This is a genomic window from Gracilibacillus massiliensis (assembly GCF_001458115.1).
Classification (GTDB): domain Bacteria; phylum Bacillota; class Bacilli; order Bacillales; family Amphibacillaceae; genus Gracilibacillus; species Gracilibacillus massiliensis.
This window is the reverse complement of the sequence record NZ_CZRP01000009.1, coordinates 64,641-83,135: the sequence shown is the minus strand read 5'-3', so window position 1 is coordinate 83,135 and position 18,495 is coordinate 64,641. Positions and strand designations below refer to the sequence as shown.

General features: G+C 36.7%; 19 protein-coding genes and 1 riboswitch. Of the genes, 14 read left to right on the top strand and 5 right to left on the bottom strand.

Going from position 1 to position 18,495, the window contains the following annotated elements:
* Positions 1 to 18 precede the first annotated feature (18 nt).
* The 4 genes from BN3107_RS01320 (at position 19) to BN3107_RS01305 (ending at position 2,825) form a co-directional block, all read left to right on the top strand.
* Positions 19 to 795: an ABC transporter ATP-binding protein gene (locus BN3107_RS01320; RefSeq protein ID WP_058305841.1), complete on the top strand. Its 777-nt coding sequence runs from the start codon at positions 19 to 21 to the stop codon at positions 793 to 795.
* A gap of 20 nt (positions 796 to 815) precedes the next feature.
* On the top strand, positions 816 to 1,751 hold the full coding sequence (locus tag BN3107_RS01315) for a bile acid:sodium symporter family protein (protein WP_058305840.1): 936 nt from the start codon (positions 816 to 818) through the stop codon (positions 1,749 to 1,751).
* 83 nt (positions 1,752 to 1,834) lie between these two features.
* Positions 1,835 to 2,215 (top strand): DUF4870 domain-containing protein, encoded by a 381-nt coding sequence (locus BN3107_RS01310; protein ID WP_058305839.1) that lies wholly within the window; start codon positions 1,835 to 1,837, stop codon positions 2,213 to 2,215.
* A gap of 262 nt (positions 2,216 to 2,477) precedes the next feature.
* Positions 2,478 to 2,825, top strand: a complete 348-nt coding sequence (locus tag BN3107_RS01305) for a DUF1360 domain-containing protein (RefSeq protein WP_058305838.1) — start codon at positions 2,478 to 2,480, stop codon at positions 2,823 to 2,825.
* A gap of 262 nt (positions 2,826 to 3,087) precedes the next feature.
* Here BN3107_RS01305 and adhE read toward each other — a convergent pair whose 3' ends face one another.
* Both adhE and BN3107_RS01295 read right to left on the bottom strand, forming a co-directional pair.
* Positions 3,088 to 5,685, bottom strand: a complete 2,598-nt coding sequence (adhE, locus tag BN3107_RS01300; RefSeq protein WP_058305837.1) for a bifunctional acetaldehyde-CoA/alcohol dehydrogenase — start codon at positions 5,683 to 5,685, stop codon at positions 3,088 to 3,090.
* Positions 5,686 to 5,723: 38 nt separating this feature from the next.
* Positions 5,724 to 5,975, bottom strand: a complete 252-nt coding sequence (locus BN3107_RS01295; RefSeq protein ID WP_058305836.1) for a hypothetical protein — start codon at positions 5,973 to 5,975, stop codon at positions 5,724 to 5,726.
* Positions 5,976 to 6,133: 158 nt separating this feature from the next.
* On the opposite strand from BN3107_RS01295, the gene ytzI reads away from it, so the two are divergent.
* Positions 6,134 to 6,292, top strand: a complete 159-nt coding sequence (gene ytzI / locus BN3107_RS19245) for a YtzI protein (RefSeq protein ID WP_077065019.1) — start codon at positions 6,134 to 6,136, stop codon at positions 6,290 to 6,292.
* A 485-nt stretch (positions 6,293 to 6,777) separates the two neighbouring features.
* Here the strand turns inward: ytzI and BN3107_RS01290 are convergent, their stop codons facing one another.
* Positions 6,778 to 7,944, bottom strand: coding sequence for an iron-containing alcohol dehydrogenase (locus BN3107_RS01290; protein WP_058305835.1), 1,167 nt, complete (start codon positions 7,942 to 7,944; stop codon positions 6,778 to 6,780).
* A gap of 229 nt (positions 7,945 to 8,173) precedes the next feature.
* Here BN3107_RS01290 and pflB point away from each other — a divergent pair, with 229 nt between their 5' ends.
* The 3 genes from pflB to BN3107_RS01275 all read left to right on the top strand — a co-directional run bounded on the left by pflB (position 8,174) and on the right by BN3107_RS01275 (position 11,736).
* Complete coding sequence (gene pflB / locus BN3107_RS01285) at positions 8,174 to 10,435, top strand: formate C-acetyltransferase (protein ID WP_058305834.1); 2,262 nt, start codon at positions 8,174 to 8,176, stop codon at positions 10,433 to 10,435.
* 22 nt (positions 10,436 to 10,457) lie between these two features.
* Entirely contained in the window at positions 10,458 to 11,219 is a 762-nt protein-coding gene (gene pflA, locus BN3107_RS01280) for a pyruvate formate-lyase-activating protein (protein ID WP_058305833.1), read from the top strand.
* Positions 11,220 to 11,316: 97 nt separating this feature from the next.
* The gene (locus BN3107_RS01275; protein ID WP_058305832.1) at positions 11,317 to 11,736 is read left to right on the top strand and encodes an organic hydroperoxide resistance protein; all 420 of its coding nucleotides are present in this window, start codon (positions 11,317 to 11,319) and stop codon (positions 11,734 to 11,736) included.
* 191 nt (positions 11,737 to 11,927) lie between these two features.
* Here the strand turns inward: BN3107_RS01275 and BN3107_RS19690 are convergent, their stop codons facing one another.
* Both BN3107_RS19690 and BN3107_RS01270 read right to left on the bottom strand, forming a co-directional pair.
* The gene (locus BN3107_RS19690; RefSeq protein ID WP_148434610.1) at positions 11,928 to 12,239 is read right to left on the bottom strand and encodes a hypothetical protein; all 312 of its coding nucleotides are present in this window, start codon (positions 12,237 to 12,239) and stop codon (positions 11,928 to 11,930) included.
* 73 nt (positions 12,240 to 12,312) lie between these two features.
* On the bottom strand, positions 12,313 to 13,500 hold the full coding sequence (locus tag BN3107_RS01270) for a CynX/NimT family MFS transporter (protein WP_058305831.1): 1,188 nt from the start codon (positions 13,498 to 13,500) through the stop codon (positions 12,313 to 12,315).
* Between the two features lie 148 nt (positions 13,501 to 13,648).
* Here BN3107_RS01270 and lepB point away from each other — a divergent pair, with 148 nt between their 5' ends.
* The 6 genes from lepB to BN3107_RS01240 all read left to right on the top strand — a co-directional run bounded on the left by lepB (position 13,649) and on the right by BN3107_RS01240 (position 18,484).
* Positions 13,649 to 14,197, top strand: coding sequence for a signal peptidase I (lepB, locus tag BN3107_RS01265; RefSeq protein ID WP_058305830.1), 549 nt, complete (start codon positions 13,649 to 13,651; stop codon positions 14,195 to 14,197).
* A 58-nt stretch (positions 14,198 to 14,255) separates the two neighbouring features.
* A riboswitch (TPP riboswitch) is annotated at positions 14,256 to 14,363 on the top strand.
* Positions 14,364 to 15,036: 673 nt separating this feature from the next.
* Entirely contained in the window at positions 15,037 to 15,858 is an 822-nt protein-coding gene (gene thiD / locus BN3107_RS01260) for a bifunctional hydroxymethylpyrimidine kinase/phosphomethylpyrimidine kinase (RefSeq protein WP_058305829.1), read from the top strand.
* Positions 15,858 to 16,640 (top strand): hydroxyethylthiazole kinase, encoded by a 783-nt coding sequence (gene thiM, locus BN3107_RS01255; RefSeq protein WP_058305828.1) that lies wholly within the window; start codon positions 15,858 to 15,860, stop codon positions 16,638 to 16,640. The genes thiD and thiM overlap by 1 nt, the downstream gene beginning before the upstream one ends.
* Positions 16,641 to 16,644: 4 nt before the next feature.
* On the top strand, positions 16,645 to 17,286 hold the full coding sequence (gene thiE / locus BN3107_RS01250; RefSeq protein WP_058305827.1) for a thiamine phosphate synthase: 642 nt from the start codon (positions 16,645 to 16,647) through the stop codon (positions 17,284 to 17,286).
* 72 nt (positions 17,287 to 17,358) lie between these two features.
* A complete protein-coding gene (locus BN3107_RS01245) occupies positions 17,359 to 17,883 on the top strand; it encodes a type 1 glutamine amidotransferase domain-containing protein (RefSeq protein WP_058305826.1) in 525 nt (174 codons plus the stop codon).
* A 124-nt stretch (positions 17,884 to 18,007) separates the two neighbouring features.
* Complete coding sequence (locus BN3107_RS01240; protein ID WP_058305825.1) at positions 18,008 to 18,484, top strand: DUF456 domain-containing protein; 477 nt, start codon at positions 18,008 to 18,010, stop codon at positions 18,482 to 18,484.
* The last annotated feature ends 11 nt before the right edge of the window (positions 18,485 to 18,495 follow it).

The following is an 18,495-nucleotide window of genomic DNA, read 5'->3' as shown; positions in this document are numbered from 1 at the left end:
TAAGGGAGTGAAAATTGTATGGTATTGGATCTACAAAAAGTTGGTTTAAAAAAAGAAGGTAACTGGATACTAAAAGATATTAATTGGCAGATCAACAAAGGGGAACATTGGGCATTATTAGGGTTGAATGGTGCAGGGAAAACAGCGTTATTACATATGCTATGTGCCTATTACTTCCCTACTGAAGGAAAAGTGAAAGTAATTAACAAACAATTTGGGAAAGATATACTGGGTGAGCAATTAAGACAGCAAATCGGAATTGTTTCTTCTACATTAAAACAACGCATTTATGGAACGGATAGTGCCTACCAAGTGATCTTGAGCGGTGGATTCGCCTCGATTGGTTTATATGAAACACCGACAGATGCTATGAGAGAAAGAGCACAACAACTATTAAAAGATCTAAATTGTTACTCCTATGCGAATCGTCCATACCGATCCTTATCACAAGGGGAACAGCAAAGGGTATTAATTGGACGAGCATTAATGAATGATCCGAAATTATTAATATTAGATGAACCAACAACAGGATTAGATTTCATTGCAAGAGAGCAACTGTTAGAATCTATTGAAAAAATAAGTAACGAAGAAGACGGTCCTTCTATTATATATGTAACCCATCATGTTGAAGAAATATTACCAACATTCTCTAAAACACTACTGTTAAAACAAGGACGTGTTTTTAAACAAGGGTTAACAGAAGATATGATTGATTCTAATAACTTAACTGAATTCTTTGAGTTACCAGTTGAGGTTGATTGGTCTGAACGAAGACCAAGGTTAAAGAAGAAATAACGATCTAGGAGAAAACATACATGTGGAGTAGCTTTAATCAATTATTGCAAAAAATTATGCCTTTTATAGCACCTTCCAGTGTGATATTAGGTGTAATTTTTGCAGATTATTTTACGCAATTTAACAGTTGGGTGATCTGGATATTTGCCTTTATGACATTCGCAGGAAGCTTGAGCTTGAATTTTGTTGCGTTATATCGTGTGGTATCTCACCCTTTATCGGTCGTAATAGCGCTTGTTATTTTACATATTCTCATGCCATTATGGGCTTGGCTAATCGGTAGTATTACTTTTAGTGGCGATTCTCTTACCATCATCGGGTTTGTACTCGCAATGATTATTCCGACGGGTATCACAAGTTTTATCTGGGTTTCGATAAATAAAGGGAATATTGCATTAACTTTATCGATAATCTTAATCGATACGATATTATCTCCTTTTATAGTGCCTTTGTCTTTATCCTTATTTATTGGGGCATCGGTTGATTTAGAAGTGTGGGCCATGATGAAAGGGTTAATAATTATGATTGTTATCCCGTCGATTTTAGGAATGGTTCTACATGAAGTGTCACATGGAAAAGTCCATGAGAAGTGGAGCCCCAGACTTGCACCTTTTTCGAAAATCGCTTTAGCGACGGTGATCATGATTAATAGCTCTGAGGTAGCAGAGTACCTAATAAAAATTGACTTTCATTTAATCAAGGTGGCAGTAACGATGTTTTTTGTTGCTGCAAGTGGGTATTTCTTAGCTTGGATCTTAGCAAAGTGGCTTAAACGATCGGATCAAGATGTGACCGCGCTGACCTTTAGTAGTGGGATGAGAAATATTAGTGCAGGAGCGGTGATAGCTGTTCAGTATTTCCCTGGACCAGTAGCAGTTCCAGTAGTGGTAGGAATGTTATTTCAGCAGGTTTTAGCATCTATTTATAGCAAATTTCTCAATAATAACAAATATTAACTGTTAGAATATTGTAAAATTTCCGAAAGATGATAAAATTAAAATTTGAAGAATAGTATGAAAAAAAGAGAGGAGAGTATTAGATGTCAGAAGAGCAAGTAAACGAAAATAAAGAGGAACAAGCTTCAACTAGTACAAAAACATCATCAGGATTAGATCAGAATGTTGCGGGTTTATTAACGTATGTACTATGGTTTATCACAGGTATCATCTTTTTAGTACTTGAGAAAGAAAATCGATTTGTAAAGTTTCACGCATTGCAATCTATTTTTGTCTCTGTTGGCTTGGCAGTGTTATACGTTATATCTGTTTCAGTGCCAATCCTTGGTTGGTTTGTAGGAATAATACTAATGCCAGTTCAATTGATCCTATGGATTTTACTAATGGTAAAAGCGTATCAAGGCGAATACTTCAAGTTGCCATGGATCGGCGATATGGTCGAAAAACAATTAGATAATAAGTAATTAAATTCTGATCTGATGCTTCCATCAGATCTTTTTTTATAAGCAAGAAAAGCATTTAATCAGCGGTATCAAGGCATTTGTTATCAAAGTAGTCATTTTGAAATGTAGTGTATAAGAATCCCCCGCTCCGGGTATTTAGTTTATTATCTATTTCAAAATGACTACTAAAAGGACCGGATGGGCTTTCTCCATTTTTCTTATCATCTTTTTTATGACTATTTAATAGTATGAAAGGAGAGGATTAAAGAAGGTAGGTGCCCAAATGATTACATGGTTATCGTTTGTTTTATTGTCACTTGCGAGTTTTAGATTTACGAGATTAATTGTTTTTGATAAAATTACGGCGTTTATGCGAGCACCTTTTTTTGAAGTGGAAGAGAACTGGTTACCCGATGGAACGGTAGAAGAAACAGTAATGTTTAAAGGCAATGGCTTAAAAAGATGGATTGGTGAGTTGCTACGGTGCCATTGGTGTGTGGGAATTTGGTCTGCCATTTTCTTGTTTTGTGGTTTTCATTTTTTTTCTACAATATTTATTCCCATTATTATCATATTAGCAGTTGCTGGAGTCGCGTCGATTATTGAAGTGTTGATTTCTTATTTAATTTAATTGTCATTCGATGTGTTTTTCCTTTTGAAACTACTGCAGCTACATGATTTTTTCTTTCTAGCTTTTTTCTTCCTATTTACAGACACATTATTATTTTCCATAGCCTTAACCCCTTTAAATTAGAGTGTATTATACATGTTATTTTATGTGGCAGAAGCAAATATGTTCGGGTGGTTTAACATCGAATCGTATGATTAAGAAAAAATTGGTCGTAGTTCAGAAATGAATTCTGAGCACGACCAAATTAGATTCTATATCATTTTTACTTACCGTTATAAGCATTTAAATATATTTCTTTCAGTTCCTTAACCAATGGCAATTTCGGATTAGCGGTTGTACATTGATCCTCAAAAGCTTTATCAGCTAAGCGATCCACTTGTTTTATGAAATCCTCTTTCACTATGCCATTTTCTTTAATACTCATCGGAATATTTAATTGCTTGGCAAGGTCATAAACAGCTTTTACTAAACTGTCCACTCCTTCTTCTGTTGTACGAGCAGGTAAACCTAGTACCTTTGCAATTTCTGCATAACGCTGATCAGCTACAAAATGTTCATATTTAGGAAAGGCTACAAATTTTGATGGCTTTTGTGCGTTATATTTGATCACATGTGGCATTAAAATTGCATTGGCACGACCATGGGCAATATGAAATTCTGCGCCTAATTTATGTGCCAAGCTATGATTAATTCCTAGAAAAGCATTTGCAAAGGCCATACCAGCGATAGTTGAAGCATTGTGCATTTTTTCTCTAGCTTTTTCATTTTTGCCATCTTTATATGCGGTTGGCAGATAGTCAAAAACTAATTGAATAGCTTTTATTGCTAATCCATCTGTATAATCGTTCGCCATGTTAGAAACATAGGCTTCAATCGCATGTGTTAAAACATCCATTCCTGTGTCAGCTGTGACAGTAGGTGGTACCGTCATTACAAACTGGGAATCAATAATCGCGACATCTGGTGTCAATTCATAATCTGCTAATGGATATTTAATATTGGTCTCTTTATCCGTAATAACTGAAAAAGAAGTTACTTCTGAACCTGTACCAGAGGTTGTCGGGATGGCCACGAATTGTGCTTGTTTACCGAGTTCTGGATATTTGTAGATTCTTTTTCGGATGTCTAAGAACTTTTGTTTTAACCCATTAAAGTCAGTGTCAGGATGTTCATAGAATAACCACATCCCTTTTGCTGCATCCATTGCAGATCCGCCACCAAGTGCAATAATCACGTCTGGTTGGAATTTTTTCATTTCTTCTGCACCACGCATGACGGTCTCTTTAGATGGATCTGGCTCTACCTCTGTAAAGATTTCACAATGCACATAATCCGGTCGTTTGCGTAAATAGTAAAGCACTTTGTCGACATACCCTAAATCTTTCATCATTTGATCTGTTACGATAAAAGCTTTGGTTACTTTCGGCATTTTAGCTAAATATTGCACAGCATTCTTCTCAAAATAAATTTTAGGTGGAACTTTAAACCATTGCATATTGACATTCCTTTTAGCAATTTTTTTAGTGTTAATTAAGTGGATTGCTCCGACGTTTGTAGATACGGAATTACCACCGTAAGAACCACAGCCTAGTGTTAGAGATGGTAAGTAAGCATTGTAAATATCTCCGATCGCACCTTGAGAAGAAGGTGCGTTAACAATGATTCGTCCCGCTTTCATCCGTTTACCAAAGTCTTCAATAATTGCTTGATCATTAGAATGAATGACAGCTGAATGACCAAGACCACCGAAATCAAGCATTTCTTCGCAACGTTGAAAACCTTCTTGAAGATCCTTTACTTGAAAACACGCTAGAATCGGGCTTAATTTTTCTCTGGAGAGCGGCTCATTTGGTCCAACTTCTTTCAGTTCGGCAACAAGCATTTTAGTGGTATCTGGTACCGTAATTCCTGCCATTTCAGCAATGTTTACAGGGCTTTTTCCAACGATATCTGCATTGACAGCACAAGATTTTTCATTAATCGCTAGTTTCTCCACTTTCTGTTTTTCTTCCGCATTTAAGAAATAACATTGATTAGCAAGCATCTCTTGTTTAACTTGGTGGTAGATGGCCTGATCAATAATAACTGCTTGCTCTGAAGCACAAATCATACCATTATCAAATGTTTTAGAAAGGATTAAATCATTAACAGAGCGTTTAATATCTGTTGTTTTTTCAAAGTAACATGGTACATTTCCAGGACCAACTCCAAGAGCGGGTTTTCCAGAACTGTATGCCGCTTTTACCATTCCGGCTCCACCGGTTGCTAAGATTAAGGCAATATTATCATGTGCCATCAATGTTTGCGTTGCGTCTAAGCTTGGTTGTTCAATCCATTGTATACAATTTTTCGGTGCTCCAGCTTTTAATGCTGCTTGATATAAAGTATTCGCTGCTTCCACACTACTTTTTTGCGCTGATGGATGAAATGCGAAAATGATCGGATTACCTGTTTTGATCGCAATTAAACTTTTAAACATTGTAGTAGAAGTTGGATTGGTAACCGGCGTAACACCAGCAATAACACCAATAGGTTCTGCTATTTCAATGATACCTTCATACTGATTCTCGTTTATTACTCCAACCGTTTTATTGTATTTAATATTGTGATAAATATATTCTGTAGAAAAAATGTTTTTAATAATTTTATCTTCATAGACTCCTCGTTTGGTTTCCTCGACAGCCAATTTCGCTAATGTCATATGCGCATCCAATCCTGCAAGTGCCATCGCCTTGACAATGTCATTGACGGTTTCTTGATTCAAGGCTTTCATTTCTGATAATGCCGTTTCTCCTTGCTTTACTTTTTGATCAATCGTTTGTTTAACATTTTCCGCTTTCTTTAAAATAGGTGTACTCATTTTATTCCCTCCTTTTATTTGTGAAACATTGAGCATAATTAACCAAAGTGATGAATGTCTGATAATTGTTGGGTAGGGTGACGGGCGATTTTTATAAATGTGATGTCTTGGTACATACGTGTTGTAGTTTTTACTAAGATGACATATTGCTTTGTCCATATTATAGTAGGATGGACTTTTTCTTTTTCAAAAAGAACTGCTTCAAATTGATCACCGACATCTTCTTCGAAAGTTTGCTGACTATAGTAATTGGTGTCTGTTTTAAAATCGATCCATTCATAATAAATCATAATGTTCCCTCCTTATTTGTCTTTGATATTTTCTATAATTAGATCATAACAGATGATAACGCATCCAATCCGCCTACTTTTTGTCTATATTGTGAAATATTTCACAAATAATGATTATGTTATAATAATGAATACGTTTAAAAAAGGAAGTGTTCAAGATGTGGGTAGTTATTATTGTTTGTATCGTGATCGTAATAGCGGTTCTGGCATTGTCTATTATGACTTTAAATAAAGGCTATGGCTACAAACATACAATTGATCCATTGCCAGAGGAAAAAGAAGACGATGAGAATGAAGAGCAGAAAAAGGATACTTAATGTTGAGTATCCTTTTTCTTATATATAAGATCGGCTTAAGATACATAATTTGTTTAAGGAGGGTAGTATTATCAGAGAGAAAATAACTTCTATTGGATACTGTTTACTTGGAATTGGGATATTTATAATGCTGGTTAATATAGAGGAACTAAAAGAGTTTTATTTTCATTATATATGTAATATGCTTGGCGTAGTGATGGTAGTGTTTGGGCATTTGTCTAGGAACAATAACAGGCACTTACTTTGCAGATTGGGATTTCATCGTTATAGCCATATAGGATGGGATGAAGAGTATAACTCTTTGGCAATCTATAAGTGTGGACGATGTAATAACAAGGTGAAAGTTATGAGGGCAATGTAATAGTAGTAAACACATGGAAACATGATTAATTTTATTCGATATGTAAAAAAAACAGTAGCTCACTTCAAGGGATGAATTGAATGTCGCCCCTTCTGAATTGAACTACTGTTTTTTAAAATTAATTTTATAGAGAAGCTTTATAAATCTTTATAGCATCCTCACGATTCAATTTTTTAAAGTTACCGAACTCAGCGTTCGCAATCACCGTTTTATCTGCCATTTCTTCGATGCTGTCTTCTCCAATGTCATAATCGCTTAAACGAGCAGGTGCATCGATTGAGTTCCAAAAAGCACGCAGTTGATCGATCCCTTCCAGACCTATTTCTTTGTCTGATTTACCGTTAGGATCTACGTTAAAGACGCGAATCGCTAATTGTTTAAAACGTGCCACATTTTCATCTATTGCATGATACATCCAGTTAGGGAATAAAATCGCTAAGCCGCCACCATGCGGAATGTCGTGCACAGCGGATATGGCATGTTCTAAATTATGTGTTGCCCAGTCACCATGATAGCCCATGCTTACCATACCGTTTAATGCCATTGTACCATTGTATAAAACGGTTGCGCGATGCTCTTCATTTTCAAGGTCCTCTAACAATTTAGGGGCTGTCTCCACCATTGTTTGCAAAATCCCCTCGACCATTCGATCTTGGAGCAATGTATTTTCCTCATGATGGAAATAGTGCTCTAATGCATGGGACATAATATCTACCATCCCATAAATCGTTTGGTCTCTTGGAACCGTTTTTGTGAAGACCGGGTCTAGTATTGAAAAGACTGGAAATGTGAAAGGAGTTCCCCAGCCATGCTTTTCTTTGGTTTCCCAATTGGTAATAACAGATCCTGGGTTCATTTCAGACCCTGTTGCTGCTAAAGTTAATACTGTTCCAAATGGCAGGGCACTCGAAGCGTTAGCCTTTTTGGTTACAATATCCCAAATATCCTCATCAGAGTTTGCACCCACTGCAATTGCTTTGGTACAGTCAATCGTACTACCTCCGCCAACTGCAAGAATGAAATCAATATTTTCATTTTTACATATTTCAATACCTTTTCGTGCTGTCGTCACTCTTGGATTTGGTTCAACACCACTTAATTCAAATATCGTTTTATTTTCTTTTTTCAATAGGTCAATGACTTGGTCATATAGGCCGTTTCTTTTAATACTGCCACCGCCATATACGAGTAAAATATTTTTTCCATAGTTAGTAAGTTCATTCTGTAAATGTTCCAGTTGCCCTTTTCCAAAGTATAATCTGGTTGGGTTTTGGAAGATAAAATTTTGCAATGTGTAGCCTCCTCAAGATTCTTTCTTCTATTAAATATCGCAATATTATCAGTATGTGTAAAGTAATTTGCTTTCATGTAAAAGGAAGTAATTGTGAACGAAATTTGACTCTTAACTAAAAAGAGTTATTATGTTCAATTATTCACATGACAACACGAATAAGATATCATATAATGGTAATATAAACATGCTCAATATTGAACATTTGAAACCTGAGGAGGTAATAATGATGAAAAGTATTGAAAGAATGGATCAACGAGCACATGCTTGGGAATGGTTTAATGTTGGAAAATGGCAGGATGAGATTAATGTACGGGATTTTATTATGAAAAATTATACGTTATATGAAGGAGATGAATCATTTTTAGCAGAACCAACGGCTAATACGTTAGATTTGTGGAAACATGTTATGGAGCTTACCAAAATTGAACAGGAAAATGGTGGAGTTTTTGATTTAGACACCGATATTGTATCCACCATTACTTCGCATGGGCCTGGTTATTTAGATGAAAGGAAAGAAAAAATTGTAGGAGTACAGACCGACCAGCCATTTAAGCGATCGTTACAACCATTTGGAGGCATTCGAATGGCGGTGGCTGCCGCTCAATCTTATGGTTACGAAATTGACGAAAATATTGTGAAAACATTCACAGAATATCGTAAAACACATAATCAAGGCGTGTTTGATGCTTATACAAAAGAAATGTTGTTAGCCAGGAAAGCGGGGATTGTAACCGGATTGCCTGATGCATATGGCAGAGGAAGAATTATTGGTGATTATCGACGTGTAGCATTATATGGTGTCGATCGCCTAATAGAGGACAAACGCGAAGATTTGGAGGTAGTGGGCGGTAATGGCCTAATGAATGAAGAAGTTATCCGACAAAGGGAAGAAATTACCGAGCAAATTAGAGCATTACAGGAATTAAAACAATTAGGTGGCATATATGGATTTGATTTATCGAGACCAGCAAATGATGCACAAGAAGCGATTCAATGGTTATATTTAGCATATTTAGCAGCTATTAAAGAACAGAACGGTGCGGCAATGAGTTTAGGTAGAGTCTCCACTTTCTTAGACATTTACATCGAAAGAGATATAGCGGAAGGACTATTAACAGAAATAGAAGCGCAAGAATTAATTGATCATTTTGTGATGAAGCTTCGTCTTGTGAAATTTGCAAGAACTCCTGATTATAATGAGTTATTTAGCGGAGATCCAACTTGGGTTACCGAATCGATAGGGGGAATTGGAGTAGACGGACGCCCATTAGTAACAAAGAACTCCTTCCGATTCTTGCATACATTAGAAAACTTAGGGGCAGCACCTGAACCCAATCTAACCGTACTATGGTCGACCCAACTACCACAGAAATTCAAAAATTTTTGTGCAAAGATGTCGATTACAACAAGCTCAATACAATATGAAAATGATGACTTAATGCGTGAAACATACGGAGATGATTATGGTATTGCTTGTTGTGTATCTGCGATGAAGATAGGTAAACAAATGCAATTTTTTGGTGCAAGAGCGAACCTTGCAAAAGCTTTGTTGTATGCGATTAATGGTGGAGTAGATGAGAAACTTAAAATTCCGGTTGGGCCAGCTTATGCCCCGATTACATCGGAGTATTTAGATTTTGATGAAGTAGTTGAAAAATACGATAAAATGTTGGATTGGTTGTCAGGTCTGTATGTTAATGCATTAAACATTATCCATTACATGCACGATAAATATAGCTATGAACGTTTAGAAATGGCGCTTCATGATCGTGAAGTGTTAAGAACAATGGCATGTGGGATTGCTGGTCTATCAGTAGTAGCCGACTCTTTAAGTGCGATTAGATATGCGAAGGTAAAAACAATTCGTGATGAGAGCGGACTTGTTATTGACTATAAAATTGAAGGTGATTTTCCAAAGTACGGTAATAATGACGATCGTGTAGATCAAATTGCCAAAGATCTTGTCAAAAAATTCATGAAAAAGATCGCACAGCATAAAACATATCGTAATTCGGTTCCTACACAATCGATCTTAACGATTACATCGAATGTCGTCTATGGGAAGAAAACTGGAAATACACCAGATGGTCGTAAAGCTGGTGAACCTTTTGCACCTGGGGCAAATCCGCTACATGGAAGGGATACTAAAGGATCTCTTGCATCCTTGAGTTCAGTAGCAAAATTACCGTATGAATATGCACTAGATGGTATTTCTAACACTTTTTCGATCGTACCGAAAGCACTAGGAAAAGAAGAAGAAACAAGAAGAAGTAATTTAGCAGGAATGTTAGATGGATATGCTATCAAGAAAGGGCATCATTTAAATGTTAATGTGTTTGAAAGAGAAACGCTAATGGATGCTATGGATCACCCGGAAAAATATCCACAGTTAACGATCCGTGTTTCTGGTTATGCTGTGAACTTTAATAAATTGACTCGTGAACAACAAATAGATGTGATTAACCGTACTTTCCATGAAAGTATGTAAAATCTAAAAAGAAGAGGTGAGTATGATGATTGGTCGAATTCATTCTGTGGAAACATGTGGTACTGTCGATGGTCCGGGATTAAGATATGTTATTTTTATGCAAGGTTGTTTATTACGATGCCAATATTGCCACAATCCAGATACTTGGAGTAGAGGGGACGGAAAAACGACCACTGTGGAAGAATTAATTGCAGATATCCAGTCATACTTACCTTTCTTTCAAGCATCAGGTGGAGGTGTGACCGTTAGTGGTGGAGAGCCTTTATTACAAGTGGATTTTATTACAACCTTATTCAAAGAGTTAAAAAAATTGGATATTCATACAACAATCGATAGTTGTGGTGGTTGTTTTTCGACTTCGCCTCATTTTCTTAGGAAAGTAGACAAATTAATGGAAGTGACAGACCTTGTCTTATTAGATCTAAAACATATTGATATCGTGAAACATCAAGCATTAACTGGTATGTCTAATCAACATATTTTAAAATTTGCCAAGTATTTAGATGAAAAAAATGTTCCGGTCTGGATTAGACATGTATTAGTACCGGGGGTAAGTGACGAAGATGATGCATTAAAAGGATTAGCAGATTTCATTAGTACATTAAAAAATGTGAAAAAAATTGAAGTATTGCCATATCATAAGTTAGGCATATATAAATGGGAAACTTTAGGGTTAGATTACCCATTAAAAGATGTCGAGCCACCGACACAAGCTAGAATTGAAAATGCGGAACGAATACTTCACAGCACAAATTCCGTTCACTCTCATTCGTTCTATTCTTAAGAAATGTTTAATATTTGAAGGAAAAGGTATAGTATTAGTAGAATAATTACTATAGAACCTTTCAATATGTTCTAATTTTATAAAAGGAGTGGATAGAGTGAGTAACAAATTATTTACATCAAAAGCAACTGCGCAAGGTGGCCGTGACGGTCATGTTAAATCGGATGACGGGTTAATTGATTTGAATTTAGTAAACCCGGCTGGTGATGGTGATGGAACGGGCTCTAATCCAGAACAATTATTTGCAGCAGGATACTCTGCTTGCTATGATGGTGCTTTAAACTTAATGGCATCTAAACAAAAGAAAGATATTGATTCTTCTATCACAGCAGAGGTTAGTTTGATAAAAGATGAAAGTGATGGCGGATTTAAGATTGGTGTCGTATTGAACGTAGAAATCAAAGGTGTATCACAAGAGGAAGCAGAAGAACTAGCGAAACAAGCACACGATTTCTGTCCGTATTCCAAAGCTACACGAGGAAATATTGACGTGGAATTAAACACAAAAGCTGTATAATAATAGAAAAAGCACGGCATCTTTAATTGATGCCGTGCTTTTTTTCTATTAAGATTTATGTTTAAAGTAATCCGTTACTGCATGGAATACTTCTATCCCTTGATAAAGCCATACACTCAATGCGGCAAATGAGAATAATCCGATCATAAAAAATCGAAACCACATAACATGTTCCCTCCCTTATATTGTTTTCAATGACAATAAAAGGAGCGAGTGATCAGATAATTCGATTGATAAAAAACAGGATGTAAAAATAGCCAAATAATTCTTATTAATTGTACGGTAGATACCAGTACTAATCCGTTTAAAATAATTAAATGTTGACTTGCAACAGTAATGAATCCATCCGTAAATAAATCATGAATTTCTGGATCGTGATTATTATATATAGACTGAGTGCTTTCAATATCAAAAGTGTTGTGATGGTACTGGCTTCCCTGCTGCGGGAGAATGAATAGTGGAGAGACGATAATCAATAAACATAAAATAATTCGTTTTCTCATGATTAGATCCCTTCTTCATCGTGCTTTACCATTATAGTTTACACCTATTTCTCATATCGATAAAGTTTTCTGTCTAGGCTGTTGGTAAAACGAACCGATCTCTACTGGCTCCTAATCCAAATAATGTCATGACAATTGTGATAAGTAGTATAGTTAAAATTGAGCTGTTCCAGTTATTTGAAATGTCAAAGGTTAATCCTATTAAAATAGGCCCGATAGATGCTAACAGGTAGCCAAAAGATTGAGCCATTCCAGATAACTCTGCTGCCTGGCGAGCGTTAGCAGTCCGCAATCCGAGTAAAGCCAAAGCTAAACTGATACTAGCACCTAGCATAATGCCGATAAGTGTAATTGAGAGAGTTGTGCCTGCTACACCTGGTTCGAAATATAAAATACTATAACCGATAAAGCCAGATAAACCAAAAGTTAAAACGACAGGCTGCTGATTAGAAAGTTTGCTAGCTATAACGGGTGTGAAAAATGTAGCAGGTAAGCTAATAAATTGCATATACGCCACATACCATCCAGCATTAGAAGCTGAAAAACCATTTGAAATCAGAATCTCTGCTAACCAAGAAATGGTCACATAAAATAAAAAAGATTGTAGCCCCATGAAAATCGTAACTTGCCATGCGACAGAAGACCTTAAAAGTTTTATCGTACTAGGTTCATATAATTCATCATATTCATCTTTAGAACCTTTATTCATAGAAATGAGCCAGATAATAATCCCGATAATCGCTAATAAGCTCCAGCTAGCTAATGACCATTTCCACCCTATACCTAAACCACTTGTTAATGGAACACTCAATCCTGATGCTACCGCAGCAAAAACAGACATTGAAGTAGTGTAGACTCCAGTCATTAATCCTATTTTGGTTGGGAAGTTGTTTTTAATTAAACTTGGTAATAGTACATTAATAATAGCAATACCTACTCCAATCAAAATTGTTCCGATAAATAATAGGATGATTAGAGAGCTAGAACGAACCAAAATGCCGATTAGCAATGTGAATAGTCCATAAAGTAATGCTTTCTCATTACTCGTTTTATTCGCTATTCTTGGAGCAATCGGAGACATAACGGCAAATGCAATTAATGGTAAACTTGTTAATAAACCTGCGCTTCCATTACTAATCGCTAAATCTTCTCGGATAGTACCGATAATTGGCCCTACCGAGGTAATAGCTGGTCTTAAGTTAAATGCTAAAATGATGATTCCTACTATAAAAAATGAGGAAGTAAATCTTTTTGCCTTCATTCTTTCACCTTTTTTCTATGCTATAATTAACAACTGAAATACAAAATATGCTAAAATAAGTAAGAGGGAATGAATCGATATTGCATTTCAATAGAATAACATATTCCAATTCAGTCGCAAAGTTAATTAGAATGAAAGAAGGTCAAGTATGGAAAATAAGTATGTAAAAGAATTGCTTTCCTGGATGAAGGCATTATTAGTTGCGGTCATCATAGTGTTGGTTTGCCGGCATTTTCTTATTACTCCTTCTGTGGTAAAAGGTGAGTCTATGATGCCAAACTTAGAAGATGGCGACCGAATCATTTTAAGTAAAATTAGCCATATCGATCGTTTTGATGAAATAGCTTTTGAAGCACCAGATACCAATGATAATTATGTGAAAAGGGTAATTGGCTTTCCTGGGGACAGTATTGAAATGATAGATGATCAATTGTACATTAATGGTACACTTTATGAAGAAGTCTATCTTAATGAGTTTAAATCGACGTTAGCTATTGGTGATCAATTAACGAATGATTTTACACTGAAAGATCTCACAGGACACGAACAAGTGCCAGAGGGGAAATTATTTGTTTTAGGAGATAACCGTAGAGTTAGTAAGGATAGTCGTCAATTTGGTTTTATCGATGAAGAGTCTGTGATTGGTGATGTTAAGTTGCGTATATGGCCAATTGACTCTATTGGGATTATTAACTGAAATTTAACAGGGTCCTTGACAGTAATGAGTTTTAATGTTTAATTTGTACATAATCATATAAATCCGCTAGGGGTGCTACTAAAGTGGCTGAGATAAGAATGATGTTCTTAATCCCTTTGAACCTGAACTGGCTAAACCCAGCGTAGGAAAGTGGAGTCGGATGGTGTCTAAATAAATACACCAATAATTTGTTAAATCAAAAGCCGCTCTCCTTTCCGAGAGCGGCTTTTTTCAATGTGAAAGGGTAAGCGAATTATATACCAGTAGACACAAACTGCGAAGTTGTGACAATTTTGAAAGTATGATGAATGCTAGGCAAAAGCTCCGTCCATTTACTTCGCTTTTACCACGGGCATAAGTCAACATCTTTTGAAGCAAGCTTTCAAAGTGTTTCCTATACCGCGGGCGTCACCTCAGCCTCCTCGGCAGAAAATCACTGCCTGTGGGGTCTTCGGAAGATGCTGTTCCCGCTGGAGTCTACGTAAATGGACTACGCTTCCATAGTGTTCTACAAATTTAGCAATAGCTAGAATATTGATATCACAGCATATTTCCTCGCACTTGAACAGATATCTAACAAAGCGTAGGAAAAATGCGACACTCCTGGGGGAACAGCACGAGCTGAAGATCCACTTGGTAAAGTGTTTTTCTTTACCAAGTTAGCTGAGGCCGTGCCCCCGGAAAGGGAGTGTTTTTCCGTAGCGTTGGATGAGCACTCATCTCAATACTTTTGCCAATAATACAATGTCAGTTATTTCGCAGTTTAGATAGTATGGGTATTCAATTATATATTTTAAAAATAGTTTTATAAATTTTGAGTGAATAGGGGGAGATGGAAGATGAGTAGTGTGAAGTCGGCGTTAACGATTGCGGGGACAGACCCATCGGGTGGGGCAGGAATACAGGCAGATTTAAAGGTGTTTCAAGAGCGAGAAGTATATGGAATGAGTGTGATTACATCTGTTGTAGCGCAAAATACATTAGGTGTTCAAGACGTGCAACACCTCAGTATAGACTTTATTGAAAAACAGTTAGACGCAGTACTTAAGGATATTCCTCCACAAGGCATTAAAACAGGAATGATCGCAACTGTAGATATGATGAAATTAATAGCAAGTAAATTAGCCAATACGAATATCCCATATGTGATTGATCCGGTAATGGTAGCAAAAAGTGGTGATTCCTTGATGGAAGAAGAGTCACGTCGGGTAATTCGCGATGTGTTAATCCCACTTGCGACCGTTGTCACTCCTAATGTGCCTGAAGCAGAAATATTGGTTGATTTTAACATCAAAAGTCAAGACGATGCAAAAAAAGCAGCCAAAGTGATTGTTGAAGATTTAGGTGCTCAATCCGCAGTTGTAAAAGGTGGTCACCTACAAGGGGAAGCTATTGATGTGCTATATGACGGAGAAGAATATTATTACTTCAAAGACGCACGTTTTGATACAAAACATACCCACGGCACAGGCTGCACTTTCTCAGCCGTTATTACCGCAGAATTAGCAAAAGGTAAATCGATTAAAGAAGCAGTAGCACTAGGCAAAGCTTATATTACAGATGCCATTCAGTATTCATTACAATTGGGTAATGGTAATGGGCCAACCAATCATTGGGGATACAGGCTAAAAGGTGTGCCAAATCATGAGGGGGAAATATAATGAGTCATTTAATTACGAAAGTACGTAGTAAACAACCGCTTATTCATAACATTACTAATCAAGTTGTCATGAACTTTACGGCAAACGGTTTATATGCCCTTGGTGCTTCACCTGTTATGGCGAATGCCAAAGAAGAAGTGGAAGAAATGGCAACAATAGCAGATGCATTGGTATTAAATATTGGAACGCTAACAACAGACCAAGTAGAGGCAATGATTTTAGCCGGAAAATCTGCAAATCAAGCCGGAATTCCCGTCGTTTTAGATCCCGTCGGGGTTGGGGCAACTAAGTTTCGTACAGCATCTGCATTAAAAATTCTGGATCAAGTACAAGTAAGCTGCATAAGAGGAAACGCTGGAGAGATTGCTAATTTAGCAGGTGTAGAGACCAAAGTAAGAGGTGTGGATGGAGCGGAAGATATTGATGTACAACAATTAGCGGAAGTGGCCTTTTCCAAACTTCAAAGCCCACTAGCTATTACGGGTGCTCAAGATATTATTATTGATGCAAACCAGATTACATTCATCGCAAATGGACATCCATTATTAACAAAAGTAACAGGCACCGGTTGTTTATTATCCTCAGTGGTCGCGTCGTTTATAGCGGTTAGTAATGATGTACAAACAGCTATAAGTGATGCAATCAGTTATTATGGGATTGCAGCAGAATTGGCGGCTGCGGAACACCAGAATCCGGGCAGTTTTCAAGTAGCCTTTTTAGATCAACTTTTTTTAATAGATGAAAAAACGATTAATGAGAAAAAGCGAATAACTAGGAGTTAAAGATATGAATGTAAAGTGGCTACAAGTTTATTTTATTCTAGGCAGTAATAACACCGATCAAGAAGCCTTATATGTTTTGGAAGAAGCATTGAAAGGCGGTATTACCTGTTTTCAGTTTCGAGAAAAAGGAAAAGGCGCACTTACTGGCAATGCCAAAAAACAACTGGCGATCCAAATGAAAGATTTATGTAGAAAGTATCAAGTACCTTTTCTTATCAATGATGATGTCGACTTGGCTTTAGAAATTGCAGCAGATGGTGTCCATGTAGGTCAAGATGATATGTCTATAGGTGATGTAAGAAAAATCTGTCCCACCAACTGGATAATCGGGGTTTCGGCAACAAATAAAGAAGAAGCTATACAAGCGAAAAAAGATGGCGCAGATTACATTGGAGTAGGACCTATCTATAGTACGAATACAAAAGAGGATGCGAAACAACCGATTGGTGAAAAGGGACTTCAAGCGATTCGAAAAGAAGTTGGTGCTACACCGCTAGTAGCTATTGGAGGCATTCAATTAGCCGATGTAAATCGTTTAATGCAAGCGGGAACGAACGGTGTATCGGTGGTTTCAGCTATTAGTCAAGATAGTGATCCTCAAGGAACAACACGCAAATTTTTAGACCAAGCAAATTTGCATTTCTAATAGTGATTATTCGAAAATGAGGTGTCGTTTTTGGTACACTAAAATTATACACAAATAAAGGAGGAAGATCTCTTGCGTCTTGAAAATAAAAAAGTTATTGCTTTAGTAGAAGAGGATTTTGAAGACTTAGAATTATGGTATCCTATTTTACGTTTGCGTGAAGAGGGTGCAACGGTAGATTTGGTGGCATTAGAAGCGAATAAAAAGTATATCGGAAAATACGGTGTGCCGGCCGAATCAGACTATGCATTTACAGATATTGACGCAACCGATTACGATGGAATCTTAGTTCCAGGTGGCTGGGCGCCTGATAAATTAAGAAGGTATCCAGAGGTATTAGAAATGGTCCGTCACATGGATCAAGCTAAAAAACCAATTGGACAAATTTGCCATGCGGGATGGGTCTTGATTTCAGCTGGGATTTTACGAGGTAAAAAAGTGACAAGCACGCCAGGTATTAAAGATGATATGACAAACGCTGGTAGCTTTTGGAGTAATGAAGCAGTTGTAACAGATGGCCATATTATATCGAGTCGCCGTCCCCCAGATCTACCTCCGTATGTGAAAGCATATGCGGACTTTTTAGCTGACCAATAAGGTGACAAATTCGATCAGTGGTGGTTAATACGTATACTGATTGTTTGCACCGTGATAAAGATACTGGATCTTACAGGCTTGTCCCTGTAAGATCTTTTCATATCCTAGGAATGGAGTTTTTTGAATGGAAATTGTATGGTGGGTATTAATTATAGCCTGTTTTGCATTAGCTTTTATCGGAATAGTATTTCCAATTATTCCTTCTGTGTTAGTGATTTGGGTAGGCTTTTTAGTTTATCAATTTTTATTAACATCTGAAAATATCGGTTGGATCTTTTGGATTGCAATGGTGATCTGGACATTAATATTAATTTTTGCTGATATTATCGCCAACAGTTATTTTGTTAAAAAGTTTGGTGGTAGTAAAACTGGTGAAAGAATAGCTGCAGTTGGTGTCATTGTTGGTTCATTTATCATACCTCCATTTGGTATCATTATTGTTCCTTTCGTTTTAGTAGTAGTCACGGAATTAATCCAGAAAAAATCAAGCCAAGATGCATTAAAAGCAGCGCTTGGTTCATTAATAGGCTTTTTGAGCGGAACCTTTGCGAAAATAATGATTCAATTGATTATGATTATATGGTTTTTTATTGCCATCTAACATCGAGGTGT